This window comes from Arthrobacter sp. Sr33, from assembly GCF_054511195.1.
The window spans coordinates 291993-314359 of record NZ_JBTNDD010000003.1; the positions used below are offsets into that span (position 1 = coordinate 291993).

The following is a 22367-nucleotide window of genomic DNA, read 5'->3' on the forward strand; positions in this document are numbered from 1 at the left end:
GAGTCGACACAAATAGCAGGTTTCACGCCGGAACTTGGTTATTTGTGTTGACTCGATCCGAGGGCGGCGGGTTGGGGAGCTTCGAGGGCTTGGGGAGGGTGCACCGCCTCCCACCGCTGCCGGGGCAGCGCCTCGCGGTGGTGGGTCTGCAGGAACACGACCATTGATTCGCGGATCAGGCACTTCAGGTCCCAGAGGGCATCATTGTCGACGGCACTGACCAGCACCCGGGCCCGCACCATGCCGTCGGTGGCCTGGGTGATTTGCAGGGTGCTGGTGCGCCCGTCCCACAGGGTGGTCTCGGCGAGTATTGCGGTCAGGTGGGCCCGCATCGAGTCGATGGGAACCCGCCAGTCGAGGTCCAGGTCAACGGTGCCGAGCAGTTCGGAACGGCTCCGCGTCCAGTTCTCGAACGGCGTGGTGGTGAAGTAGGTCGAGGGCAGGATGACCCGGCGGTCGTCCCAGACCTTGACCACCACATAGGTCATGGTGATTTCCTCGACTGTGCCCAACTGTTCTTCAACGAACACGGTGTCGTCGATCCGCAGGGCGTCGGTGAAGGCCAATTGCACCCCGGCAAAAACGTTGGCCAGGGAACTCTGGACGGCGAGGCCAGCGACAATGGAGATTAGCCCGGCCGAGGCCAGGATGCCAGCGCCAAGGGCACGCACCTCGGGGATCGTCAGCAGCACGCTGGCCAGCGCGAAGGTGATCACCAGCGCCACTCCCACCCTGCGGGCCAGCATGATCTGCGTTTTCAGGCGCCGCATCCGCCCATGGTCAACGGTGTCCCTCCCGTATTTCCGCAACGCCACCGCCTCGAACACCAGCAGGAGCGAGGCGACCAGCCAGGCCACGGCCCCAATGAGAGCCAGCACCAGCGCGTAGTCCACCGGCCCAAACCAGTCGGTGTCGGCGGCAGTCACCGCAAGGGCTATCCGCGCGCCCACAATGGCGAGCACGAGCCGCACCGGGTTCAGCGCCCGACGGGATGCCCCCTGAATGGCGGGGACCTTCCGCAGGGCGCGCACAGCTATCCGGCGCAAAATGGCTGCGAGCAGCACGGCTGCGATCAAGGCCGCAGCGACCCCGACCACCGGGGCCAACGCGTTGACTAGTTCATCCATGGCTTCACCGTCTCAGATGACAGTGGGTAGCTGTCCAGCCGGAAGGGAAAACTGTGGGGAGACTCTCACCCCACGATCAGGTGGGGATCAGCAGGTGGCTAGTACAGGAAAATGTCGAACCATTCGCGGTTGTGCGCGTGAATCAGCACCAGAAACAACACAAAGTCGAACAGCAGGTGAACCGCCACAATGTAGCTCAATGATTTGGTCTTCTTGAAAATCCAGCCCTGCACCAGCGCAAAGGGGTAGATCAGCAAAGGCCCCCAGGCGTGGAAGCCCAGTTCCCAGAGGAACGAGGTGAACAGCACCGCCTGCAGCATGTTGGCCTGCCAGTCCGGCAGATGCCGCCGCAGCAGGGTGAAGGCCGTGCAGATGAAGAACAGCTCGTCCCAGATGCCCAGCACATTGGTGCCGAGGAACAGCCGCGCCACGGTGCTCGGATCCGAGGCTGCCGGCCAGTTCTCAAACACGCCGGTAGGAATCATGTAGACGGGCAGGAGAAAGTACCCCATCACGACGACGGCCACCAGGTACCAGCGCTCGGTCCGCGTCCACTTCTGGCCGGTGAGTACCGGAAACCGGATGGCGTGGTCCTTGAACACAAACCGTGAAATCGAATACGGCAGCCCCACCGCCAGGACCATTGCTGTCCCCATGGTGAACATGTGTTCGAAGCTGATGTCGGTGGTGATGGGCACCAGGCTCATGATGATCAGTCCGAGTGACAGCAGCGCCAGATCCTTGAACAGCTGACGCCCGATGAAGAACGACGACGCCAAGGCGGCCGCCAACAACAGGTAACCCAGCCACCGCTGATCCAGTCCGAACATCACAAACCCCGACCCGGCGATCAGCACCGCAGGGATCAGATTCGCGGCAGTCTTTCGCGTTTCCTTCAGGGTCTCCGGCTGCGTTGTCATACCACTGAGATTACCCGGGACGTCTGAAGTACGGGAGTTTCGGGGCATTTGCCGCTATACAGGAAGCAGCAGCCGATCGTGCCCAGACCACCCACAGGAGCAAATCCATGGAATACGACTTCGATGTTCTGATTGTGGGCGCTGGCCCTGCGGGGATGGCAGCCGCGGTGCGGGCCGCGGAACTCGGCGCCCGCGTGGCTGTAGTGGAACGGGCGAGGCTCGGCGGCACCTGCGTAAATTCCGGGTGCGTGCCGACCCGGGTCCTTGCGAAGACGGCCCGCCTGTACCGGGAGGTGCGCACCGCCTATGACTACGGGATCGTCGTCGCCGAACCGTCGGTTGACTGGCCCCAGATCGTCCGGCGCGTCAGGTCCACCGTGGACCGGGTGCTCGCGGCCAAAGGGTACGACGACGTCGTCGCCCGGTTGGGCATCACCCTGCTCACCGGCGAGGCTTCCTTCGCTGACTCACACACCCTGACGGTGGACGGCCGCGCAGTGACGGCCGGTTCGGTCATCCTCTGCGTTGGCGGCAACGCGCGCCGCCTACCCATCCCCGGCGCCGAGCATGCCGTCCTGCCGCCGGACATTCTCGACCTGCCGGATCTGCCGCGGGCCATCGCCGTGATCGGCGGCGGGCACACCGGCGCGCAGCTGGCCACCATCTTCCATGCACTCGGTTCCCGGGTGCTGCTGCTGGATCTGGCGCCGCGCATCCTCACCACCGAGGACGCCGCTGTCTCGGCGGCGGTCACCGATGGGTTCCGCGCCCGGGGGGTGAGGGTGGAGACGGGAATCGGCGGGATCAACCAGATCACCAGGGACGACGACGGCGGGCTACACCTGCACTGGACCAGCCCAACCGGAGAGCAGGTGGAGGCGGTCGACACGGTCGTGATGGCTGCCGGTTGGCCGGCGAACATTGAGTCTCTTGGCCTGGCCGCGGCCGGTGTCCAGGCCCAACGCAACGCGATACCGGTTGACGACTATCTGCGCTCGAACGTTCCCCACGTCTATGTGGCGGGGGACGCGAACGGCTCCAGCATGCTGGTGCAGGCCGCCGTGTTTGAGGGCGAAACCGCTGCCGAGAACGCGGTCCTCGGAGCGCATCGGACCACTCCACACCATTTGCTGCCCGCCGGTGGTTTCACTGACCCGGATTACGCCGGCGTCGGCCTCACCGAGGAAGCGGCACGGGCGCGTGACCGGGAGGCGACCGCCGTCGTCGTACCCTATGGCGAGGTGGAGCGCCCCATCATCGATGACCGGGAGCAGGGGTTCCTGAAACTGGTGCTGGACCGGCACCGGGAGCTGATCCTTGGAGCGCACGCAGTGGGAGAGAACGCGGTGGAGGTGATCCAGGCGGTCGCTCCGGCGATGGCGGCGGGCACCGACGTCGCAACCCTCGCGCGGGTAAAGTTCGCCTACCCCACCTACACGGCAATTATCGGCGAGGCGGCGCGATCAGCCAGGCAGTCGAGTCAACACAAATGACAGGTTTCGCCCCGGATATCGGTTATTTGTGTTGACTCGATCCCTGGGGAAAGACGTCTACCGGGCTGGTTCCTTTTTGCGGGTCGGAGCTGAACGCGCATCCGGTCAGCGTGATCACCGGTACTGCTAGGGTTGAATCATCCCAAAACTGCACAGGGGGCTTACCATTATTTACTGCCGGGCAGGAATCCGCCGCCAGATTAATTGCCCCACTGCAGAGACTTAAGGAGCACAATGGCAACTATGGACAGAAAGTTCTCTGTAACCGAAGAATCGTCAAGCAAGCATCCACATGACTGGGGCCGGGCCATGGCAGTGGCCATCAGCCGGCTGGTTGAGATGGCGCACGAGGCGGGTGACGTGGTCGAACACGAGAACCTTTATGGGGAAGACCTTCACCTGTTTGTGCGCGAGACCGAAGAGGGAGCCGACATCACCATGTCCTGGACCCCCCGTGACACGAAAGACCCATCACCCAAGAGGTCTGATTGGGAAATCTAGGAGGCACCGAATGACAGGACAGAACCCCGATCCACAGGGTGAGAAGATCACCGGGCTGGAGCCGGGCGGCGGAGTCCCCCCAGGCGAAACCCCACCGGGTGAGTCCTCGACCGTGGGACCGCAGGGCCACGACGAGGGCACTTCGAAGGCAAACCACCCGCTGCCGTGGCTCATTGGCATCGGAGTGGTTTTCGTAGCCTGCATCGTTCTGTTTATTGTCGGCCGTCTGGTCGACGTCTTCTAGCGATCACTGTTAACGCCGAACGCGCCCGCAGCTGCGGGCGCGTTCGGCGTTAAAGGGTCCCTGCTCTGGGGTCCGCTGGCGGACTAGTTGTTGTAGTAGTCCCGCAGGGTGGCCGTCTGCTCGTCGGTCAGCTCCGAGTCGGCAGTCAGGTCAGGCGCATCGGTGATTTTGTCTTTGGTGTAGGCGACGTGCAGGTCGCCGCCGTCGAGCCGGGCGCCGTCGAACGGGATGAAATGCTCGCGGGTGTTGAACAGGCCCAGGCCTACGGTGACAAAGGCCGGCTCGCCGGTCCGGGCATCGAGGTGCACCTGGGACACCTCGCCCAGCTTCTCGCCGTCGGCATCCCAGGCGGTGGCTTCCTGCAGGTCGTGAATGTCTGGCTGTGCCATGGTGCATCTCCATCCTTGGTGAAACTAAGTGTGCTGATCCCATTTCAACCCACCCCGGCCCATAGAGCAACCGGTGATGCGGCAAAGGCGCCCCGCTACGTGAACTCCTCACGCGGCGAAACGCCTTTGCCAAACTTCTGGAGCCGGTTTAGCCCTCGGCCTGCTGCGCCGCCTCGTCCAGCATGGGGAGGAAAGTATCCAGCGCCCAGGGGAGGCTCAACGGGGTGGCAGCCGAGATCGACAGGGTGAGGGTGTTGTCCGGGTCGGCAACCAGAGCGCCCGACTCGACGGCAGGGATCTGGCTCAGCAGCGGATCTTCGGCAATCGCCTCAGCTGTGGCTTCGTCGGGAACCCAGGTGACGAAGATGTCCGATTCGAGCTCGTTTGCGCGTTCGGCGGACCAGGGGATAAAGAATTCCTCTGAACCCTCGGTGCTCTCGGTGACGACGTCGGCCTGGACCATGCCGATCGACTCAAGGAACCGCGGTCGGTTGTCGTTTGCGGTGTAGATGCTGACGCCTTCAGCACTGGCTGGGTCGAGGTTTCCGTAGATGAAAGTTTTGTCCACAATTGCCGGATAGTCGGCAGCAGCGGTGGCCACTGTCTCTTCGGTTTCGGTGATGAGCTCTTCGGCTTCGTCAGCCAGACCGAGTGCGTCACCGATGATGCGAGTCGATTCCTGCCACGGGGTGCCATAGGCGACCTCGGGGTAGGCAACCACTGGAGCGATCTCGCTCAGGGTGTCGTAATCTTCCTGGGTCAGCCCCGAGTAGGCGGCCAGAATGACATCGGGGTTTGTGGCTGCGACCTCATCGAACGCGTAGCCATCAGCTTCCGAGTACTGCACCGGTGCGTTCTCCGTGCCGATCGCCGCGCCGAGCTCTTCCAGCTTGGCGTCCTTCCACGGGGTGGAGGCGTTGTCGTTTCCGCCATACTCGTCGCTCTGCATGCCGACGGGGACGACGCCGAGGGCCAGCACGACGTCCGCGTTGACCCAGTCAACCGTGGCCACCCGTTCGGGCAGCTCTTCGATGACCGTCTCGCCGAACGCGTGCTCGATGGTGACGGGGAACTGGTCGGCAGCACCGGCCGCGACGGGAGCATCGGAGCCCGAGCCGCCATCGGCGGGACCTGTACTGCAAGCGGATAGGGCAAGGATGGTGGCGGCGGCCGTAGCGGCGGCTGCGAAACCGCGCAGGCGGGTGGGGGCCATGGGGGCTCCTCGACTTTCGGGAAACTGTGATTCGCGGCCGTTCGGACGCAACAAAGTAAGGCTAGCCTATCCTTGGACCTATTACGAAATGTTTATGTTGCGTAATAGGCCGAGGCCTCCGCCCGCCCCGGTCTCAGCCGGGAATAACAGGATCGCTGGTGCAGGCCTCAGTAGCGCGGTAGATGAACCAGGCCACTGCCCCGAAGAGCGGGACGACGACAGCGAGTGCAATCCAAAGGGCCTTCGCCGTCGAGCTCAAACCAGCACTACGCGCCACCGAGATGATTGCCGCAATAGCGAGAATCATCACGCCAACCCACACCAAACCAACCCACACCATCAACGTTGATACACCGGTCATCGTCTAATCCCCCTTTGGAACTCACCGACGCCGAGCGTCAATGGAGCCGTCGTCCTCCTTGGTGTCCCCCACCCTATCGAAGCCTCCCCTAGACAGGCACGGCAATTCCGGCCAGGTATTCGACCAGGGCGTCCGGCGCAGAGCGGGGCGCCTGAGCCTCGACAACCGCGTTGTAGTTCGTGTTGGTGTTCACGTCGTAGGTCAGGATGCGGCCGTCAGCGGTCTCAATGAACTCGATTCCGCACACCTCGATGTTGTTCCTCCGGGTGAACTCGAGGTACTTCCCGATGATCGGGTGGTCGAAGCCCTCGCGGAGGCTGAACAGTTGCTGGCCTTCCTCAGGTGCGATGGTGGCGCCGGGCGGCATAATGGGCTTGCCGGTGACGGGGTCAATGGCGCAGGCGTCGGCCGGGCAGAGCTGGAAGCCACCTCGCGCGGTGTCTGCCTGGATGGCGTAGATGAATTCGCCGCCCACAATCTCAACCCGGGTGATGATGGGTTCGGCTGCCTGGATAAACTCCTGGATCAGTGTGATGCCGTCCTGTGGTTCTTCGAATTCGGGCGACTCCACGTATTCGGCCAGTTCCTCGTGGCTTTCGAACTTGCGGACACCCAGGCCTTTGCCACCCTGGTTGTGCTTGGTGATGAAGGGGGCGGGGAAGCCCGCCGCCGCGTCGAGGATCCGGTGCTTGCCGATGGCCGCCACCGTGCGTGGCGTGTCGATGCCAGCCGCCTTCAGGGCGGTCAATTGGTCGACCTTGCTCATCTCTAGCTCGAGGATTCGCCGACCGTTGACCGTGCGGCGCCCGTGGGCCTCCAGCCAGGAGAGCACCGCGCGGGCGTAGTCCTTGGACAGGTGGTGGTCACGGGTGTGCGAGGAGGCACTGATCCGCGACCAGAAGATACCCTCTGGTGGCTCCTGGTCGAGGTCGAGGACACCGTCGGTGAGGAGCCACTCCTCCACCTCGATGCCCCTGGCCTCGAAGGCCTTGGCGAACGGTGGAAACCAGTCAGGGTTCTCATGCAGGGCGAAGATCTTGGTCACGATGTACCTCCAGCTTGGGTTCGTTGGGGACAACGGCTCACCAGGTGGGCGTATTCCTGAGCCGGCGGGGCTGGGACGCCGGAGCCTGGCCGCTGACCAGCTTCGCTGCGGCCCGCACCCGGGACGATTCGCTGCCGGCCGCGCGTCAGCGGGCAGCCAAAACCCCGTGAGTCCGGGCAGTTCCTTGCTCTACTCGTTCTTCGCTGGAAATCAGCGCCCGCGGCGGCGATACCAGGAAACATCTGGTGAGACACCGCCGCCGCCGGTTGCTGTTGTCGGACCTAATCAGCGCTTAGATCAGAACTCAGTACTTGATGACGACGCGGCCGTCGATCTTGGCGTGCTTCATTTCGTCGAGGATAACGTTCACATCGGCGAGCTCCCGGGTGGAGACCGTGGGGTGGATCTTGCCCTCGGCGTAGAACTCCAGCGCCTCCTGCAGGTCCTGTCGTGTGCCCACGATGGAGCCGCGAACGGTCAGGCCCTTGAGCACAATCTCGAAGATCGGCGCCGGAAAGTCACCCGGCGGCAGTCCGTTGAACACAATCGTTCCGCCGCGGCGGGCCATCCCGATCGCCTGTCCGAAGGCTGACGGGTGCACCGCCGTGACCAGGACTCCATGGCAGCCTCCGGTTTCGCGCTGAATGACTTCGACGGGGTCTTCGTGCAGGGCGTTGACGGTCAATTCCGCACCGTGCTTCTTGGCCAGAGCGAGCTTGTCATCGGCGATGTCCACCGCGGCAACGCGCAGGCCCATGGCCACCGCGTACTGGACGGCGATGTGGCCGAGGCCGCCGATGCCCGAAATGGTGACCCACTGGCCGGGGCGCGCCTCGGTCATTTTGAGGCCCTTGTAAACGGTCACTCCGGCGCAGAGCATTGGTGCGACTTCCACCGGATCCGAGCCGGCCGGAATGCGGGCGGCGAAGCGCGTGTCCACCAGCATGTACTCGCCAAAGGAGCCGTCGACGCTGTAGCCGGCGTTCTGCTGCGCCTCGCACAGGGTTTCCCAGCCGGTGCGGCAGTACTGGCAATCGCCGCAGGCGGACCAGAGCCAGGCATTGCCGACCAGGTCTCCCACAGCCAGGTCGGTGACACCCTCACCCAGGGCTACGACTTCGCCGACGCCTTCGTGGCCGGGAATGAACGGCGGGTTAGGCTTCACGGGCCAGTCACCTTCCGCGGCGTGGAGGTCAGTGTGGCATACGCCGGTGGTGAGTACTTTGACCAGTGCCTGGCCGCGCTCCGGGACGGGAATGGGGAGGGTCTGGATCTGAAGATCCTTGCCGAATTCAGTTACTACAGCTGCTTGCATCGTCGTCATTGTCGATTTTCCTTCGTCGCGGTGAGGGGAACGGATTTGTCAGGGTGCGGATGACCCGTCAGCGTGCCAGTCAGTATCTTGTCGGGAACTGCCGGTCTGGACGTCGTGGTCTGACAGGTGAAACACGAGCATCGTTCACTTGTGGTGAGCTGAGGCGATGGCCGTCGTCCTCACCCTAGAGATGGGAGGGTTGCGACAGAGTTGCAGACCTGTGAGTGAACCCGCGGACGCTGGTGTAGTCAGGGGTTGTTGCTGCACGTCGTATTTTCCGGCCAGACCACGCTGCCGAGTCAGCTCCCCTGCCGGGTAAATCACCCCATCGCAGGATAAAGCCTCGATCACAACGAAACCCACGATGCAGTGAGTGCTTCTGTAGATGGAAACAAGAAGGCGCACCCCGGTCTCAAGATATTGAACCCTCACACCATTGGTAGTCCACCAACTGGGACTATTGGCCCTAGCGCACGATGGGTCGGTCCCGGTTTCATGGGTACTACGTGAAGATGCAGCATTAAGGTAGGACACCTGAATCGATGAAGACTCATACAATGTTGCCGGTGAGTGGTATCCCGGGCGCGGCCGAGGCGCCCGCCGGTGCATGGCATGAGACCCCGCGCGAACGCTCCATGGCCGCACACCCTTCCGCCGCTCACCTCAAACTCAAAATACTCGTGATCACGGACGCCCACCTTGATAGCGTACGAATCCGCGTGCACGGCTGCGTTTCGCCGGTCAACATGCATGGTCTCGACCTGCTGGTCAGACGGGCCAGCGCCCTCTCACCGACCGCGAACGTCGTTCTTGATCTGAGCGAAGCACAGGCGTGGGAGTCCCTGCGAACAGAGCTTCAAGGCCCCTCGATCCTCGCCCGGTTGGAGCCGACCCTGGCTGCTCCAGCCAGACTCCGGCTGCGCGTCATCCTCCCACCGGGTTAGCACCCGCCCGGCAGGCGTATTCCGTTTTCGGAAGGGTCCAGCCCGAGGTACGGGTCGAGGAAACCCAGCAGGACAGACAGCGGCACGCCCAGGTTCCAAAACGCGGGTCGCTTGCTTCGTGAATCTGCCCGTCAATCGAAGTAGGACGGGACGTCGATGGGCCCGCCCTGCTCCTCGAACTCCAGGCGCACCTGCCGCTGGAGCACTGGGTCCATCAGGTAATCCAGGGCTGTCAGCGCAAGACCCGCAGCGCCGTCGTACGCTCCCTGCACTGCAGCCTCGGACGCAGCAGCGGCAGCGAAGTCGGTGGTGTGCAGGGCGGTGCTCTGGTCGGCGATTTTGATGAGCGGGTGGATGCCCGGGATGCGGTAGCTGACGTTGCCGAAGTCGGTGGACGCCGCGAGGGTGTCGGAGACGACGCCAGCGGGGAGCGGGTTGCGTCCGCGCCGCTGCTGGGATTCCACCCAGCGCCCGGTGAGCGCATCGTTGCTCCGGATCGGGAGCGACGGCGGGTGCTGGTCCCAATCAAGTTCCACTGTGGTGCCGGTCATGAGCGCCGCGCCGCGGGCGATGTCCTCCAGACGTTTGCTGAGGTCCTTGAGCGTGTCCGGGTACCTGGAGCGGGCGTAGAGCTTCATGACCGCCCGATCCGGGATGATGTTGGGGCTGCGTCCACCCTCGGTGATGTTGCTGTGGACCCGGTCAGACGGCGGCAGCTGCTGACGGAGCAAGCCAATCCCCTGGTAGGTGAGGCTGGCGGCGTCGAGCGCGTTGCGGCCCATGAACGGCTGCGCGGAGGCGTGGGCCGCGATGCCGGTGAACGTGATGGTGAGCAGCCGGCGCCCCAGCCAGACCTGGTCCGCGAGGTCGTAGCCGTAGGGGTGCACCATGATGGCGGCGTCGACGCCGTCGAACGCCCCATTGCGGGCCAGGAGCTCCTTGCCGGAGTGCCCTTCCTCGGCGGGGGTGCCGAGGAAGACGACCGTGCCGTTGAGCCGGTCCTTGATCCCGGCGAGCGCAAGGAAGGCGCCCACTCCGGTCGCGGCGATGACGTTGTGGCCGCAGGCGTGGCCGATCCCCGGGAGCGCGTCATACTCACTGAGCACCGCAATGGTTGGCCCATCACCGGCGCCGCGGATTTCGGCCCTGACGGCGGTGTCCACGCCGTGGGCCCCCAGTTCGGCGGCGACCCCGTGTTCGGCGAGAATGTCGGCGATCAACCGGGCACTGGCATGTTCCTCAAAGGCGGTTTCCGGGTGAGCGTGGAGGGTGTGCACTATCCGCCGCAGGTCGTCGTGGAGGGCTTCGACATTACTGTCGACGGCGGCGCGGAGGTCCTCCGCTGCGCCGTCGAACTGTGACTCAGGCGGCACTGCGGTCAGCAGCCGGCGCTGGGTCTCGGAGTCGAGTTGATTGAGGTACGCCGGGTCAGGCGAAGCTGGTTCGGTCATCCTGGTAGCTTAGGCAACTCTTTGCCGGCATGGCAGCCCGGCAACGCGATTCCGGGTCATGAGGCGCGGCCTGGCGCGGCAGTACGGGTCAGGACGCAACAAATTCACCGGGCCGAAACACCCCCGCAACACCTTGGGCGAACAATAAAACCATCGGTCGGACCTGCCTGCCCCGGCCACAGAACCAAGGAGTCATTATGTCCCTGCTTACCGCCACCGCCATCACCCGAATCCATGACCTCGGTATGCTGCGCCGAGGGGACGAAATCGAGGCGCATCGCAACCGTGAGGTCCACTACAGCGGCTATGTGGAAGACACCGCGCCGGGCCTGGGCATCGTCTGGATCCGCGACGTGTCCGACGGCCGCCGCGCCATCCTGCATGCGGACGAATACGCCATCTGGCAGATCAGCGCAGACTAGCGAGTCTTTCCTGATCATTACGTCTCCAGATCCGGTCCGACGTCGGCTAGCCTGCCGGCGGGAGTCAGGGGTGCGTTAGCCATCGACTAACGGCGTCGCTAGGGTTGATGGCTGACCTAGCCCTGCCGGCCGCCCACCAGGCTGCTGAGCACGGCCCGCACCAGGGACGGAGCCACCAGTGACTGTCGAAAACCAACCACCCCATAGCGGGTTCGACGCTCCGGAGACTGATACTCCGGAAGGCAAGAAGACAATCCGCCGGGCCATTGGCGCATCGGCAGTAGGCAACGCCACCGAGTGGTACGACTACGGGGTGTACGCGGTGGTCCTGACCTACATCACCGCGAACTTTTTCCCCGGCGGCGCCGAATGGGCGCTCGCCACCTTCGCCATTTCCTTCCTGGCCCGTCCGTTCGGCGGCTTAATCTGGGGGCCTCTGGGCGACCGACTGGGACGCAAGGCCGTCCTGTCCCTCACCATCATCCTGATGGCGGGCGCGACCTTCTCCATTGGCCTGCTGCCCACGTTCGATCAGATCGGTTACTGGGCGCCGGCCCTCCTGGTGGCGCTGCGGATCCTGCAGGGCTTCTCGACCGGCGGTGAATACGGCGGAGCTGCGACCTTCATGGCAGAGTATTCGCCAGACAAGAAACGTGGCTTCCTGGGCAGTTTCCTCGAGTTCGGCACCATCTTCGGGTTTGCACTCGGCACCGCAATCACCCTGTTCCTGCAGATCCTCCTCGGCGCTGAAGCGATGACCGACTGGGGCTGGCGGATCCCCTTCCTCATCGCGGGGCCGATGGGCCTGGTCGGGTGGTACCTGCGGTCCAAACTTGAAGACACACCGGTTTTCCGTGAACTTGAAAACAACTCGGGCACCGAAGACAGCGGACCCACCACGTTGAAGCACCTTGCCAGCAAGTACTGGCGTCCAGTGCTCACGATGGCTGGCCTGGTGATCGCGCTCAACGTCGCCAACTACACCTTGCTCAGCTACATGCCCACCTACCTGCAGACGCAGATTGGCCTGTCCGACGACGGCTCCCTCACCCTGATCCTGATCGGCCAGGTGGTGATGATGATCCTGATCCCATTTGCCGGCGCACTCTCGGACCGGGTGGGTCGAAAACCGCTGTGGTGGGCCTCCCTGGTGGGACTCTTCGTCGCGGCCCTGCCGATGTACATGCTGATCGGCACCGGGTTCACCGGGGCATTGATCGGATTCGCCGTCCTGGGCATCCTCTACGTCCTGCAACTCGCAACCATCTCGGCGACCTTCCCGGCAATGTTCCCCGCCCATGTGCGGTTCGCCGGGTTTGCGGTGACGTACAACCTCGCGACGGCGCTGTTCGGCGGGACTGCGCCGCTGGCCAACGAAGCGCTGATCGGGGCGACCGGCAACCTGCTGGTTCCGGCCTTCTACTTGATGGGCGCGTGCCTGATCGGCATGATTGCCATGCCGTTTGTCAGGGAGACAGCCGGCGAATCCATCAGGGGCACCGATATGCCGGGTGACCCCACGGCTGCCGAACTGGCCACCACCCGCAGCTGACCCGACCGGGTAACCGCTGAGGGCGCCCGGACTAAGTATTAACTAGCCCCGTCCGACGCACGGAGGGCGGCACCGCGATCATCGCGATGCCGCCCTCCGTGCGTAGGGTCCGGGTGGTGTTGCCGGTCTAGCGAGTGGGTTCGCGGTCGACCGCTTCCCCGTGGGCCAAGTGGGCCCGGCGAATGAGGTCCATGAATTCGGTCTCATTCCGGATGAGGCGTTTGTACTTCTCGGGGAGCTGGCGGAGCATTTCTTCCTCTTCGACCATGCGGTTGAAGATCTTCTCACGCTCGTTGATGTCGGTCTCGTACTCCAGGTCCATGTACTCGGTAGCATGGCGCTTGGCGCCGGAGACAGCATTCTTCGCCTTGCCCTTGGGGCTGAAGACCGAAGCCAGCACGGTGACGATAAGCACTCCGAGAATGACTGACAGGGACAACCCGGTTGAGATCTCGACCACCGGGACGGGCTCGCCCTCGTTGATGAAGCCCAGGTTATTCTCATGCAGCGCATGGAGGATCAGCTTCACACCAATGAAGCCGAGGATGATCGCGAGGCCGTAGGACAGGTAGATGAGCCGGTCCAGCAGGCCATCGATCAGGAAGTACAGCTGACGCAGTCCCATCAGCGAGAACGCCGTGGCGGTGAAGACAATGAACACGTTCTGGGTCAGGCCGAAAATCGCGGGGATGGAGTCCAGCGCGAACAGGATGTCAGTGCCACCAATGGCTATCATCACCAGCAGCATCGGCGTGAGAACGCGTTTGCCATTCTCGATAGTGAACAGTTTGTCGCCGTCGTAGTGATCGGTGGCCGGCAGGAAACGCTTGGCCAGACGCACCACGATCATGTCGCCGTGATCTTCGCCGGACGTCGGCTTGAGCAGGTTGCCGGCGGTGAGGATCAGCACCAGTCCGAAGATGTAGAAGATCCAGGCGAACTGGTTGATCAGTGCGGCGCCCAGGAAGATGAACCCAGTGCGTGCGATCAACGCGAAGATGATGCCAAAGAGCAATACCTTCTGCTGGTCGGCGCGTGGCACCTTGAAGCTGGCCATGATGATGAGGAACACAAACAGGTTATCGACCGACAGTGCTTTTTCAGTGACATAGCCGGCGAAATACTCGGTCCCCATGGTGGCGCCCCCGAAGACCAGCACGGCGAGCCCGAAGAGGATTGCGAGCCCCACATAGATCGAGGACCAGACCGCAGCCTCCTTCAAGGTCGGGGTGTGCGCCTTACGGACGTGGAAGAAGAAGTCGAAGAGCAGTAGCCCCACAATTCCGGCGATCGTTAATGCCCAAACAATTGGGGATACTTCCATGCGGTTTGTTCTCCTCAGACGGGTGGCGTAGCACTCACGGTAGTTTGCGCAGGGAGTGGACGGCAAGACGGTCCCAGGCCGTACATTGAACTCATGAGTCCCTCCACGATGCGTAGCGCGGTGCTTCACAAGACCGGCGCGGCCCGCCCCTACGCCGACAGTGCTCCACTCCGGCTTGAAGAACTCGCCGTTCCCTCGCCCCGGCCGGGCGAGCTCCGCGTAAGGATCGAGCGGGTAAGCCTCTGCCATTCGGACCTCTCGGTGATCGACGGTTCACGGGTGCGTCCACTGCCGATGGCGCTGGGGCATGAGGCGACCGGCGTCGTCGACCTGGTCGGCCCGGATGTCACCGACATCACAGCGGGTGACCGGGTGGTTCTGGTGTTTGTACCCAGCTGCGGGTCCTGCCGCGCGTGCGACGCCGGCCGCCCCGCCCTCTGCCACCGTGCGGCTGAGGTCAACGGCAGTGGGGATCTACTGCACGGCCCGGCCCTGTTGCGCACCGCCGATGGCGACAGGATCAACCACCATCTGGGCGTCTCTGCGTTTTCCGGGTATGCGGTGGTGGCCCGCGAGTCGGTGGTGGTGATTGACGACGACGTCCCCTTCGATGTCGCTGCCATGTTCGGTTGCGCGGCGCTCACCGGGATCGGGGCGGTATTGAACACCGCGCAGGTCAGTGAGGGGCAGTCGGTCATTGTGTTCGGGCTCGGCGCGGTGGGCTTGATGGCGGTGATGGCAGCCGCTCAGGTCACGGGTACCACGGTGATTGCCATCGACCCCCTGCCAGCGAAACGTGACCTTGCACTACGATGCGGTGCGACGTCGGTTGGTGCCCCCGACGCAGCGGAATCCCTGGTGCAGGCACTGGGCAGTGACGGGGTGGATGTGGCGATTGAAGCGGTCGGCAGTGCACGCGTGATGGAGGCGTGCCTGGGGTTGCTGACCCGCGGCGGTGCGCTGGTTTCGGTGGGGCTGCCGCACCCTGATCAGACCCTCACCACGCAGGCGCTGCAGTTTGCCGGTGCGGGTAAACGCCTGCTCGGCTCCTACATGGGGGACTCGGTGCCCGCCCGTGACATCCCCGCATATCTGGCGCTCTGGCGTGAGGGGAAGCTGCCCGTTGAGCTGCTCCACACCGACACACGGGACCTCGGCGACCTCAACGAAAGCCTCGACGCCCTGGCCGAGGGCCGCGTTGTGCGGCGGATCTTCACGCTCCGCTAGCGGCGGTGTGGGCAGTTTTTCGCCGGACCGGTGCGGCTAACGCCGGTGCTTCAAAACCCGATCGACGCTGAACATCGTGGTGGTGCCGCTGACTTCGTTGCCGACAGCGAGCAGCGGCTTCCCGGTGGGTGAATCCTTCGCCGAGATGAAGACCAGGCCCTCGGGGCCCAGATCCCCGGCCGCGCCCAGCGTGGACGGATCATCTTCGACTGACGCTGAGAAGTCGCGGTTGTTCACGTAGGTGACGAACGTCGAGTGCACGGGCGAGGTGATGTCGTAGACCATGACGCCGCCCACCCGTTCGAGCCCCACGAAGGCATAAGTCCGCCCATCCACCTCGCCTAGGGTGACGCCCTCGGGCTCGGGGCCCTTGTCGTCACTGCGACCCTCGAAATTGCTTTCACTGTGGTTCGAGTTGAAGAATTCGGGGACGGCTTCGGCGGTGATCCGTTCGAAATCGGCCGCCGTGTCGAAGACCTTGGTCCCCTTGTCGGTCCAGATGGACATCGACCGGGTGCCGTAAGTGAATAGTTCTTCGTAGCAGGCTCCGTCAGCCGAGAGTCCGTCGGCAAGCGTGATTTTCAGGCGACCAAGATTCTCGTCCTGCTGCAGCTGCTCGACGGTCATTTTGCTGCCGTCAGCGTTGCGCTTCATCGTGTCGAAATCCTCACAGATCGGCGGGAGCCCGTCGCCCAGATCCTTGACCCTCGCTTCCTCGGAGTAGCCTTCCCAGTCGCGGGCGTCACCCTCATTGGCGGAGACGAGGTACGTTTTGCCCTTCGCTGTGTAGGAGGCGATGGCGTCCGGCTGGTGGAAGCCCTTCACCGGCCAGTTCGCAATATTGATGGCGTCGTCCCGGTCCGAGACATCCATCGGCGTCGTGAGGCGGTCGACTGTCCCAAGCGGAATTATCCTGGTGACCTTGGCCGACTTCAGGTTGACCTCGGCAACCGCGTTGGCCTCCTGCAGCGAGACGTACGCGGTCCTGCCGTCCTTCGCTACGGTCACGTACTCGGGTTCGAGATTCTCGGAGACCGGGTACCTCGGTTGCACTCCGGTGGCGTCTTCGCGCCCGCCGTTGATCCTGACGCCGTCGGGCAGGTTCTTCTCAAAGGACCGGAAGCCGGCGGTCTTGACATCCTGCTGTCGGGGAACCTCGATCCGGTTGTGCTTCAGCTTTACTATCGAAACCGACCCCTCGGGATCCACCGAGTAGTCCTCGGCCGGCTCGGCCTCATTGGCGACGACGGCCTGATCGCCCCGGGGAGTAAAGGTCACCATGTCGGGGAGGGCGCCAACGCGGACGGCGCCGAGGGTTTCGCCGTCGCCGTTCGCATCGAAGAAGACCAGCCAACCCTGATCGGTTTTGGTGGGTGCTTCCACGGCCAGCGCTCCGAGGCCATCCGCTCTGACGGCCACCGAGTTCACGACTGCGCCGGCAGGGATCCGCGACCCGTCGCCCGACCTGACGCCTTCAGTCACGAGGTTGAACAACTTGGTTGGCTGGTTCGGGTCCTTGACGTCGAGCACCTCGACCAGCGCCTCGGCGGCGTTCACCACGAGGAGACGCTGGGCGCCCGGGTAGTGGGTGACGATTTCGGCTGCGCTGGCGTCGAAAATCCCGGTCTCGTAGGTGCCGATCGGGTTCAGCGAGAGTGCAGCGCGATCGGCTGAGTACCTGACCGGGTCCGCTACCACGTTGGCGGTAGCCGGAGCGGCGATGCCGAGGGTGCAGACGATGGCTGTTGCGGCGATCAAAGTCCGCGGGCTGTGCTTTTTCACTTTGGACGTCTCTCGATAGATGCGGCGGGGCAGAGTCGGGACCGCTGGGCCACCTCAGGGGTCCGGTGCGATGGCCCGATGGCTGAACGCAAATTACTCTAGGTTGAACGCAAGTTACTCTAGGTGCCCCGACTCCCCCGGTTCGGAAACCGCAGGTTAACGGCTGAGGAACGTTTGGTTGGAGTGGATTTGTTGCGGCAGGAGGCACCTCTTTGAGTGACCGTGGCGCAGATACGGCCCTCAGGGTCGGGGCGGCGCGAAAAAGCGCACTCGCCAGCGCGGACGGGGGCACCCACCAGTAGGATGTGCACCATGACTGAACTGCCTGTTGCCCTGATCACCGGCGCCTCGCGCGGCATCGGCCTTGCCATCGCCCGCGAGCTCGCCCCCACCCACCACCTGCTCCTGGGTGGCCGTGACGCCGAGGCGTTGAAGGACCTCGCCAGCGAGTTCCCCTCCGCCGGGCCCTTCGCGGCCGAACTGACCGAGCTCACGCCCGACGTCGTGCACGGCATCTCCCGCCTCGACGTGCTGGTGCACTCGGCGGGAGTGCTGCAGATGGGCCAGGTGGCAGACCTTACCCCCGAACAATGGCGGAAAAGTTTCGAGGTCAACGTGTTCGCCGTAGCGAACCTGACCCGGCTGCTGCTGCCAGCGCTGCGAGCCGCCAAGGGCCAGGTCATTGCCATCAACTCGGGCTCAGGGTACGCCTCCGGCGACGGGTCTGCGCTTTACAGCGGCACGAAGTTCGCACTGCGGGCCTTCACCGATGCCCTGCGGCAGGAGGAACGCGCAAACGGCGTCCGGGTCAGCTCCATCCACCCAGGCCGGGTGGCCACCGACATGCAGCAGGAGTTGCACGACTTTGAGGGCAAGCCCTACCGGCCCGAGGAATGGATCCAGCCTGACCAGGTCGCCAAAGCGGTCCGCCTGGCAGTGGACGCTTCACGGGATTCGGTCATCGAGTCGCTGAACATCCGGCCATCCGGAATGGTCTGACCCGACACCTTCCAACGGTGCCTTCCTCGGGTTTGAGGCGGGTCAGCCTCGCCGGATCACCCGCGGCTTCCCGAACTGCGTCTGGACACCCGGCGAGTACAGCACCGATTCGGGTGGCCCCGTCACTTCGATTCCGGCGGCGCTGACCAACCCATCGTCGAGGTACTCGACTGTTGCGGGATGCAGCGGCCAGGGCGCGTGGGTGTTCGGGATGAACAGCGTGCGCCCGGCAAGTTCGGAGTGCAGGCCAAAGCGCGCGGTGAGGTTGATGGTCAACGGGTCGGTCGCGACCACCGAGCGGTTGGGCCGGACAGCGAACGACGACGTCGCCCCGCCCCTGAACCGCTGCACCGTATACCCTGCGAGACCCGGGTCGGGCACCGGCGCACACCGGGACCACACGTAGGGGATTCCTGCCGCCCGCGCCACGAGGACCACGGCCAACCGTGACGCATCAAGGGTTAGGAACACCACCCCGCGGGTTCCCTCCGAATCCCGCGAATACAGCCGGACATTGATCTCGCTGAAGGACCCGAAATAAGGGATGGGCATCCCCGAACCGATCCCGGCCCCGACCATCCGGAACCCGATCAACCCCACCCAGGCGTCGCCGTCGTACACATCCGGTTCAGTACCGGGCGGCATGAATTGCGCGGCCGTCGCCACCGGGATCCGCCAGTGCAGGAAGACCGCATCCATCCATGCCTGGTCCATGATCGGCAGGCTGAGGAGGGGCGGCGCTGCCGGCCAGACGACTGAGTCAGACATCGGTGGTCACCTGTGTTCTCGTTGGTTTCATTCGATTATCGATTTGCAGAACTGAAAAGCCAAAGCCCACGAACATCGCACCAATGAACACGCAGTTGATCAGGACCTCGAGCGGATCGATGAGCCTCAGATCCACAAACGGGTACGGGTACCAGGTAACCGCTGCGCCACGAATCAGCGTGTACACCAGCCATGTTGCCGGGAAGATCAGGGACAGCCACACCGTGTGGATGGTGAAACGCGGCCGGGGGCCAAACAGCAGCCACCCGAGCACCGTGAGAATCGGCACCACATAGTGCAGGAGCGTGTCCGACAGCCTGCCCAGACCCACCAGAGCCTGCACCTCGGGGAGGCTCCGCAGCAGTGTGAAGGCGATGAGCCCGGTCACCGAGATATTGACGACGGCGTTCAACCGCAGCACCCGCCACAGGGTGGACTGCCTGCCCTCCGGGTTGCGGGCGAGGTCCAGGTTGATCATCAGAACCAGGATGTTGCTGAGGATGGTGAAGTAGCTGAAGAAGTTCCACCACGACATCGCGGGACCCAGCAGGGAGTACTTTTCCCCATTGATCAGTGCGATGACCTGGGCTCCGAGGCCCACAATCCCAATCAGGGCGACGACTCCGTGCCAGCCTCTTGCAGCAATCCTCATAGTTTCCTCCTGCAGTGAATAACAATGCCCTCCTGATCGTATGCCTAGTAGGCTGTGCCCGTGAATGACGAGACCCTTTGGGCTACAGAAAACCGTGAACATCCGGGGCACTCCGCCCGCTACATCAAACGGTTCGAGGCGATGCGTGAAGAGGGCCGTGACCTGCACGGTGAGGCGCGGCTGCTGGACGCGATGGCCGGGCGAAGGAGCCAGATCCTCGACGCCGGCTGCGGCACCGGCCGGGTCGGCGGGGAACTGGCGCGGCTGGGTCACCATGTCATGGGTGTTGACGCGGACGCCGAGCTCATCGCCGCAGCACAGCACGACCATCCAACATCGCGGTGGCAGACCGGGGACCTGAGCACCCTGGAGCTGGCGCGAACCTTCGAACTGATCGTGTGTACCGGAAACGTGTTGCCGTTCCTGGCACCCGGAACAGCTCCCGAGGTGCTCCGGCGGCTGCACGCGCATCTGATGCCGGACGGCCGACTGGTGGTGGGCTTCGGCAGCGACCGCGGGTACGCCGTCGAAACCTTCTTCGCCGACGCCGACGCAGCCGGCCTCGAACGACAATCCCTGTTCTCCACCTGGGATCTCAGGCCGTGGGAGCCGACGTCGTCGTTCCTGGTCGCCGTCCTAGCCCGCAAACACGCCGTCTAAACGACAAACGGCACCCGGCGAGAGCCACGAAAGCTGCTCCCCGGGTGCCGTCAGGCGGTAATGGATCAACCCAGTACTTGATCGACCCAGTACTGGATCAACCCAGCACTTGATCAGGCGCGGCTGATCCCAGCGCGTGCCATCGCATCGGTGTAGGCGGCCTGCATTTCCTGGCGCCACACTTCCTGCTTCGCCGGGGATCCCGCAAACGCGCGGTCGCCGGTGGAGCGCACCTTGTACACCTTGAAACCGCGGCGCTGAATGGCCCGGTTCTCCAGCTGGGTGAGGCGGCGTGCCACCTTGTGCGCATCGGTGCCGTGAGCCACGAGGGCCGAGGCGCGAGAGACGCGCTGCAGGAAGGCCAACAATGGCTTGACGCCTTCATCGATCTGCTCTGGGGTGAGGGCCTTTTCCTTTACCTCTGTGACGTACCAGGGGTAAACGTTCCAGGGCATCACGAACTTGGGCTGCAGCCCAACGCTTTCGTAAATTTCAGCAGTGCGGATAGCACTCTGATCGTCGTTCTCCGCCGACACGAATCCTGAGGCGAGGCTTGCACCCGGGTTGGAGAACAGGCTCACAATCCGACACTCGTCGAGGTCATGTGCGGGGTCAATGTAGGGAAGTGAACGGTCCGGCTTCTGCTCGGCCAGAGTGTCACACATCCGGTTGATTTCTTCGATATTCGGGTCGTAACGTCGTTCCCACTGCTGTGCTCGGTAAGCCGGGTCCGCCATGCGTCGTGCCAATTTTGCCTCCTCGCGGACAATGCCTGAAGTGGCAATAATGTTGTCCGCAGTCTTCCAGCTTACGCGCCCAAGCTGAACGCGGGGTCACCCGGTCCTTGCTGGAGTGCATGGACTGCGTGCAGGATTCCCCAACTTCCGGGGCCGACGACGGCGTGTCCCGCCGAACACGCCGCGTTTCTGGCCGTTACCCCGGCGAAGGTGGGAGACCTGCACGCCCGACGGCGACCGATGACCAACCTAGGCATCGTCGCCGTAGATGAAACTTTTCGCGAAGGACACCGCCTTCTTGAACGCATCGTTGCGCAGGGAAACGTCGTCGACCGCATCACTGGATTCCAGGTATGCGGTGTGGCCGGGCCTGAGCACCCAGATGTCTCCCTGAGGGGGGAGATAGAACACGCCGAAAGACCGCTGCGACTGGTCATCACCCCAGATCGGGACGGCTGCGACAGCTGCGCCGGTATCCACATTGATCCATTGGGCGCGCGGCTGCGGCTCGCCACCCACCGCGGGGTCAAGGAACGGGGCGGCACCCTTTCCCCAGCGTTCCTCGAAACGCTCATAGAACGCGGGAACCAGCTGAGCGTCGTACCGCCGCCATCCGGACATCATGTACCCCTTAACTTCCTCAACCGTCGTCTACTGCGGAAGTGGGGCGGCCCCCGTTGCCCCCCGACAAGGGCCGCCCCTGCTCGTTGCGGGCCGCTCGTCAGGCGTTGATCTCCTGCCGGGACTGCCCATTGCTTTCAATTTCGATCCGCCGTGGCTTGGCCTTCTCAGCGATTGGGATGCGCAGGGTCAGCACGCCGCCGTCGTAATTTGCTTTCACTTTTTCGGTGTCCAGGGTGTCGCCGAGGATCAGTTGCCTGCTGAAGACGCCGCGGGGGCGCTCGGCGGCGATCAGCTCGGTTCCGTCTGGGGCGGAGGAGCTCCGTTCGGCACGGACGGTGAGCACGTTGCGCTCCACATCGAGGTCAATCGAGTTCGAGTCGACGCCTGGAAGATCGAAGGCCACCACAAAACTTTCGTTTTCCTGCCACGCGTCCATCGGCATCGCTGCCGGGCGGGCGGTCGTCCCGAGGACCTGCTGGGCCAGACGATCCAGCTCCCTGAATGGGTCGGTACGCATCAACATGGTTCCTTACTCCTTCAGCATCTTGAGTTGATGAATAGCCTGCCAATCATCTGTAGTGATTGACATAGATTTTTTATAGCACTGGTGAGAGACT

25 protein-coding genes are annotated in these 22367 nt (G+C 63.7%); 10 read left to right on the forward strand and 15 right to left on the reverse strand.

The features are described 5' to 3' along the window. Window positions 1–38: 38 nt before the first annotated feature. Both ACX80T_RS06480 and ACX80T_RS06485 read right to left on the reverse strand, forming a co-directional pair. Window positions 39–1127, reverse strand: coding sequence for a mechanosensitive ion channel family protein (locus ACX80T_RS06480; protein WP_024476537.1), 1089 nt, complete (start codon window positions 1125–1127; stop codon window positions 39–41). Window positions 1128–1225: 98 nt separating this feature from the next. Then, window positions 1226–2047, reverse strand: coding sequence for a CPBP family intramembrane glutamic endopeptidase (locus ACX80T_RS06485; RefSeq protein WP_019481393.1), 822 nt, complete (start codon window positions 2045–2047; stop codon window positions 1226–1228). 107 nt (window positions 2048–2154) lie between these two features. On the opposite strand from ACX80T_RS06485, the gene ACX80T_RS06490 reads away from it, so the two are divergent. The 3 genes from ACX80T_RS06490 (at window position 2155) to ACX80T_RS06500 (ending at window position 4285) form a co-directional block, all read left to right on the forward strand. Beyond that, on the forward strand, window positions 2155–3540 hold the full coding sequence (locus ACX80T_RS06490; RefSeq protein WP_116778447.1) for a dihydrolipoyl dehydrogenase family protein: 1386 nt from the start codon (window positions 2155–2157) through the stop codon (window positions 3538–3540). 234 nt (window positions 3541–3774) lie between these two features. Further along, the gene (locus tag ACX80T_RS06495) at window positions 3775–4041 is read left to right on the forward strand and encodes a hypothetical protein (protein WP_133185464.1); all 267 of its coding nucleotides are present in this window, start codon (window positions 3775–3777) and stop codon (window positions 4039–4041) included. A 10-nt stretch (window positions 4042–4051) separates the two neighbouring features. Beyond that, window positions 4052–4285, forward strand: a complete 234-nt coding sequence (locus ACX80T_RS06500; RefSeq protein WP_019481390.1) for a DUF6480 family protein — start codon at window positions 4052–4054, stop codon at window positions 4283–4285. Between the two features lie 83 nt (window positions 4286–4368). Here ACX80T_RS06500 and ACX80T_RS06505 read toward each other — a convergent pair whose 3' ends face one another. From ACX80T_RS06505 to ACX80T_RS06520, 4 genes are all read right to left on the reverse strand, one after another. Continuing rightward, the gene (locus tag ACX80T_RS06505; RefSeq protein ID WP_019484246.1) at window positions 4369–4674 is read right to left on the reverse strand and encodes a PRC-barrel domain-containing protein; all 306 of its coding nucleotides are present in this window, start codon (window positions 4672–4674) and stop codon (window positions 4369–4371) included. 148 nt (window positions 4675–4822) lie between these two features. Then, complete coding sequence (locus ACX80T_RS06510; RefSeq protein ID WP_116778448.1) at window positions 4823–5887, reverse strand: ABC transporter substrate-binding protein; 1065 nt, start codon at window positions 5885–5887, stop codon at window positions 4823–4825. 133 nt (window positions 5888–6020) lie between these two features. After that, window positions 6021–6248, reverse strand: a complete 228-nt coding sequence (locus ACX80T_RS06515; RefSeq protein WP_116778449.1) for a PLDc N-terminal domain-containing protein — start codon at window positions 6246–6248, stop codon at window positions 6021–6023. A gap of 88 nt (window positions 6249–6336) precedes the next feature. Beyond that, the gene (locus tag ACX80T_RS06520) at window positions 6337–7293 is read right to left on the reverse strand and encodes an ATP-grasp domain-containing protein (RefSeq protein WP_116778450.1); all 957 of its coding nucleotides are present in this window, start codon (window positions 7291–7293) and stop codon (window positions 6337–6339) included. A gap of 44 nt (window positions 7294–7337) precedes the next feature. Between ACX80T_RS06520 and ACX80T_RS06525 the strand changes: the two genes are divergently transcribed. Next, window positions 7338–7463, forward strand: a complete 126-nt coding sequence (locus ACX80T_RS06525) for a hypothetical protein (protein WP_019484242.1) — start codon at window positions 7338–7340, stop codon at window positions 7461–7463. Between the two features lie 134 nt (window positions 7464–7597). Here the strand turns inward: ACX80T_RS06525 and adhP are convergent, their stop codons facing one another. Further along, on the reverse strand, window positions 7598–8608 hold the full coding sequence (gene adhP / locus ACX80T_RS06530; RefSeq protein ID WP_459304042.1) for an alcohol dehydrogenase AdhP: 1011 nt from the start codon (window positions 8606–8608) through the stop codon (window positions 7598–7600). A gap of 557 nt (window positions 8609–9165) precedes the next feature. Between adhP and ACX80T_RS06535 the strand changes: the two genes are divergently transcribed. Further along, window positions 9166–9552 (forward strand): hypothetical protein, encoded by a 387-nt coding sequence (locus tag ACX80T_RS06535; protein ID WP_459304014.1) that lies wholly within the window; start codon window positions 9166–9168, stop codon window positions 9550–9552. Window positions 9553–9683: 131 nt separating this feature from the next. Here ACX80T_RS06535 and ACX80T_RS06540 read toward each other — a convergent pair whose 3' ends face one another. Continuing rightward, the gene (locus ACX80T_RS06540; RefSeq protein ID WP_459304015.1) at window positions 9684–11003 is read right to left on the reverse strand and encodes a M20 family metallopeptidase; all 1320 of its coding nucleotides are present in this window, start codon (window positions 11001–11003) and stop codon (window positions 9684–9686) included. A gap of 197 nt (window positions 11004–11200) precedes the next feature. Between ACX80T_RS06540 and ACX80T_RS06545 the strand changes: the two genes are divergently transcribed. Both ACX80T_RS06545 and ACX80T_RS06550 read left to right on the forward strand, forming a co-directional pair. Beyond that, the gene (locus tag ACX80T_RS06545; protein ID WP_019484238.1) at window positions 11201–11425 is read left to right on the forward strand and encodes a hypothetical protein; all 225 of its coding nucleotides are present in this window, start codon (window positions 11201–11203) and stop codon (window positions 11423–11425) included. A 178-nt stretch (window positions 11426–11603) separates the two neighbouring features. Continuing rightward, the gene (locus ACX80T_RS06550) at window positions 11604–12977 is read left to right on the forward strand and encodes an MFS transporter (RefSeq protein ID WP_019484237.1); all 1374 of its coding nucleotides are present in this window, start codon (window positions 11604–11606) and stop codon (window positions 12975–12977) included. Window positions 12978–13104: 127 nt separating this feature from the next. Here ACX80T_RS06550 and ACX80T_RS06555 read toward each other — a convergent pair whose 3' ends face one another. Beyond that, window positions 13105–14301 carry a TerC family protein gene (locus ACX80T_RS06555; RefSeq protein WP_019484236.1) on the reverse strand — a complete coding sequence of 399 codons (1197 nt, stop codon included), beginning with the start codon at window positions 14299–14301 and terminating at the stop codon, window positions 13105–13107. Between the two features lie 108 nt (window positions 14302–14409). Here ACX80T_RS06555 and ACX80T_RS06560 point away from each other — a divergent pair, with 108 nt between their 5' ends. Further along, complete coding sequence (locus ACX80T_RS06560) at window positions 14410–15528, forward strand: zinc-binding dehydrogenase (protein WP_459304043.1); 1119 nt, start codon at window positions 14410–14412, stop codon at window positions 15526–15528. A gap of 36 nt (window positions 15529–15564) precedes the next feature. Here the strand turns inward: ACX80T_RS06560 and ACX80T_RS06565 are convergent, their stop codons facing one another. Beyond that, on the reverse strand, window positions 15565–17310 hold the full coding sequence (locus ACX80T_RS06565; protein WP_243400555.1) for a choice-of-anchor I family protein: 1746 nt from the start codon (window positions 17308–17310) through the stop codon (window positions 15565–15567). A 312-nt stretch (window positions 17311–17622) separates the two neighbouring features. On the opposite strand from ACX80T_RS06565, the gene ACX80T_RS06570 reads away from it, so the two are divergent. After that, window positions 17623–18309, forward strand: coding sequence for an SDR family oxidoreductase (locus ACX80T_RS06570; RefSeq protein ID WP_024476599.1), 687 nt, complete (start codon window positions 17623–17625; stop codon window positions 18307–18309). A gap of 42 nt (window positions 18310–18351) precedes the next feature. Here the strand turns inward: ACX80T_RS06570 and ACX80T_RS06575 are convergent, their stop codons facing one another. Both ACX80T_RS06575 and ACX80T_RS06580 read right to left on the reverse strand, forming a co-directional pair. Next, the gene (locus ACX80T_RS06575; RefSeq protein ID WP_024476600.1) at window positions 18352–19077 is read right to left on the reverse strand and encodes a YqjF family protein; all 726 of its coding nucleotides are present in this window, start codon (window positions 19075–19077) and stop codon (window positions 18352–18354) included. After that, window positions 19070–19729: a Pr6Pr family membrane protein gene (locus ACX80T_RS06580; RefSeq protein WP_459304017.1), complete on the reverse strand. Its 660-nt coding sequence runs from the start codon at window positions 19727–19729 to the stop codon at window positions 19070–19072. Before ACX80T_RS06580 ends, ACX80T_RS06575 begins: the two co-directional genes overlap by 8 nt. A 54-nt stretch (window positions 19730–19783) precedes the next feature. On the opposite strand from ACX80T_RS06580, the gene ACX80T_RS06585 reads away from it, so the two are divergent. Then, complete coding sequence (locus ACX80T_RS06585; RefSeq protein ID WP_459304018.1) at window positions 19784–20389, forward strand: class I SAM-dependent methyltransferase; 606 nt, start codon at window positions 19784–19786, stop codon at window positions 20387–20389. A gap of 113 nt (window positions 20390–20502) precedes the next feature. On the opposite strand, the gene ACX80T_RS06590 is transcribed toward ACX80T_RS06585, so the two are convergent. From ACX80T_RS06590 to ACX80T_RS06600, 3 genes are all read right to left on the reverse strand, one after another. Continuing rightward, window positions 20503–21138 (reverse strand): uracil-DNA glycosylase family protein, encoded by a 636-nt coding sequence (locus ACX80T_RS06590; RefSeq protein ID WP_237715347.1) that lies wholly within the window; start codon window positions 21136–21138, stop codon window positions 20503–20505. A gap of 237 nt (window positions 21139–21375) precedes the next feature. Then, entirely contained in the window at window positions 21376–21747 is a 372-nt protein-coding gene (locus ACX80T_RS06595; protein ID WP_024476602.1) for a hypothetical protein, read from the reverse strand. 100 nt (window positions 21748–21847) lie between these two features. Continuing rightward, window positions 21848–22273: an Hsp20/alpha crystallin family protein gene (locus ACX80T_RS06600; RefSeq protein WP_019484227.1), complete on the reverse strand. Its 426-nt coding sequence runs from the start codon at window positions 22271–22273 to the stop codon at window positions 21848–21850. Between the last annotated feature and the right edge of the window lie 94 nt (window positions 22274–22367).

Excerpts from the sequence above, each read along its gene's own strand:
- ACX80T_RS06485 (WP_019481393.1), bottom strand. The coding sequence starts at position 2,047 with ATGACAACGCAGCCGGAGACCCTGAAGGAAACGCGAAAGACTGCCGCG.
- ACX80T_RS06535 (WP_459304014.1), top strand. The coding sequence starts at position 9,166 with ATGTTGCCGGTGAGTGGTATCCCGGGCGCGGCCGAGGCGCCCGCCGGT.
- ACX80T_RS06570 (WP_024476599.1), top strand. The coding sequence starts at position 17,623 with ATGACTGAACTGCCTGTTGCCCTGATCACCGGCGCCTCGCGCGGCATC.
- ACX80T_RS06575 (WP_024476600.1), bottom strand. The coding sequence starts at position 19,077 with ATGTCTGACTCAGTCGTCTGGCCGGCAGCGCCGCCCCTCCTCAGCCTG.
- ACX80T_RS06505 (WP_019484246.1), bottom strand. The coding sequence starts at position 4,674 with ATGGCACAGCCAGACATTCACGACCTGCAGGAAGCCACCGCCTGGGAT.
- ACX80T_RS06515 (WP_116778449.1), bottom strand. The coding sequence starts at position 6,248 with ATGACCGGTGTATCAACGTTGATGGTGTGGGTTGGTTTGGTGTGGGTT.
- ACX80T_RS06500 (WP_019481390.1), top strand. The coding sequence starts at position 4,052 with ATGACAGGACAGAACCCCGATCCACAGGGTGAGAAGATCACCGGGCTG.
- ACX80T_RS06495 (WP_133185464.1), top strand. The coding sequence starts at position 3,775 with ATGGCAACTATGGACAGAAAGTTCTCTGTAACCGAAGAATCGTCAAGC.
- ACX80T_RS06560 (WP_459304043.1), top strand. The coding sequence starts at position 14,410 with ATGCGTAGCGCGGTGCTTCACAAGACCGGCGCGGCCCGCCCCTACGCC.
- ACX80T_RS06540 (WP_459304015.1), bottom strand. The coding sequence starts at position 11,003 with ATGACCGAACCAGCTTCGCCTGACCCGGCGTACCTCAATCAACTCGAC.
- ACX80T_RS06595 (WP_024476602.1), bottom strand. The coding sequence starts at position 21,747 with ATGTCCGGATGGCGGCGGTACGACGCTCAGCTGGTTCCCGCGTTCTAT.
- ACX80T_RS06490 (WP_116778447.1), top strand. The coding sequence starts at position 2,155 with ATGGAATACGACTTCGATGTTCTGATTGTGGGCGCTGGCCCTGCGGGG.
- ACX80T_RS06555 (WP_019484236.1), bottom strand. The coding sequence starts at position 14,301 with ATGGAAGTATCCCCAATTGTTTGGGCATTAACGATCGCCGGAATTGTG.
- adhP (WP_459304042.1), bottom strand. The coding sequence starts at position 8,608 with ATGCAAGCAGCTGTAGTAACTGAATTCGGCAAGGATCTTCAGATCCAG.
- ACX80T_RS06580 (WP_459304017.1), bottom strand. The coding sequence starts at position 19,729 with ATGAGGATTGCTGCAAGAGGCTGGCACGGAGTCGTCGCCCTGATTGGG.
- ACX80T_RS06600 (WP_019484227.1), bottom strand. The coding sequence starts at position 22,273 with ATGTTGATGCGTACCGACCCATTCAGGGAGCTGGATCGTCTGGCCCAG.
- ACX80T_RS06545 (WP_019484238.1), top strand. The coding sequence starts at position 11,201 with ATGTCCCTGCTTACCGCCACCGCCATCACCCGAATCCATGACCTCGGT.
- ACX80T_RS06510 (WP_116778448.1), bottom strand. The coding sequence starts at position 5,887 with ATGGCCCCCACCCGCCTGCGCGGTTTCGCAGCCGCCGCTACGGCCGCC.
- ACX80T_RS06480 (WP_024476537.1), bottom strand. The coding sequence starts at position 1,127 with ATGGATGAACTAGTCAACGCGTTGGCCCCGGTGGTCGGGGTCGCTGCG.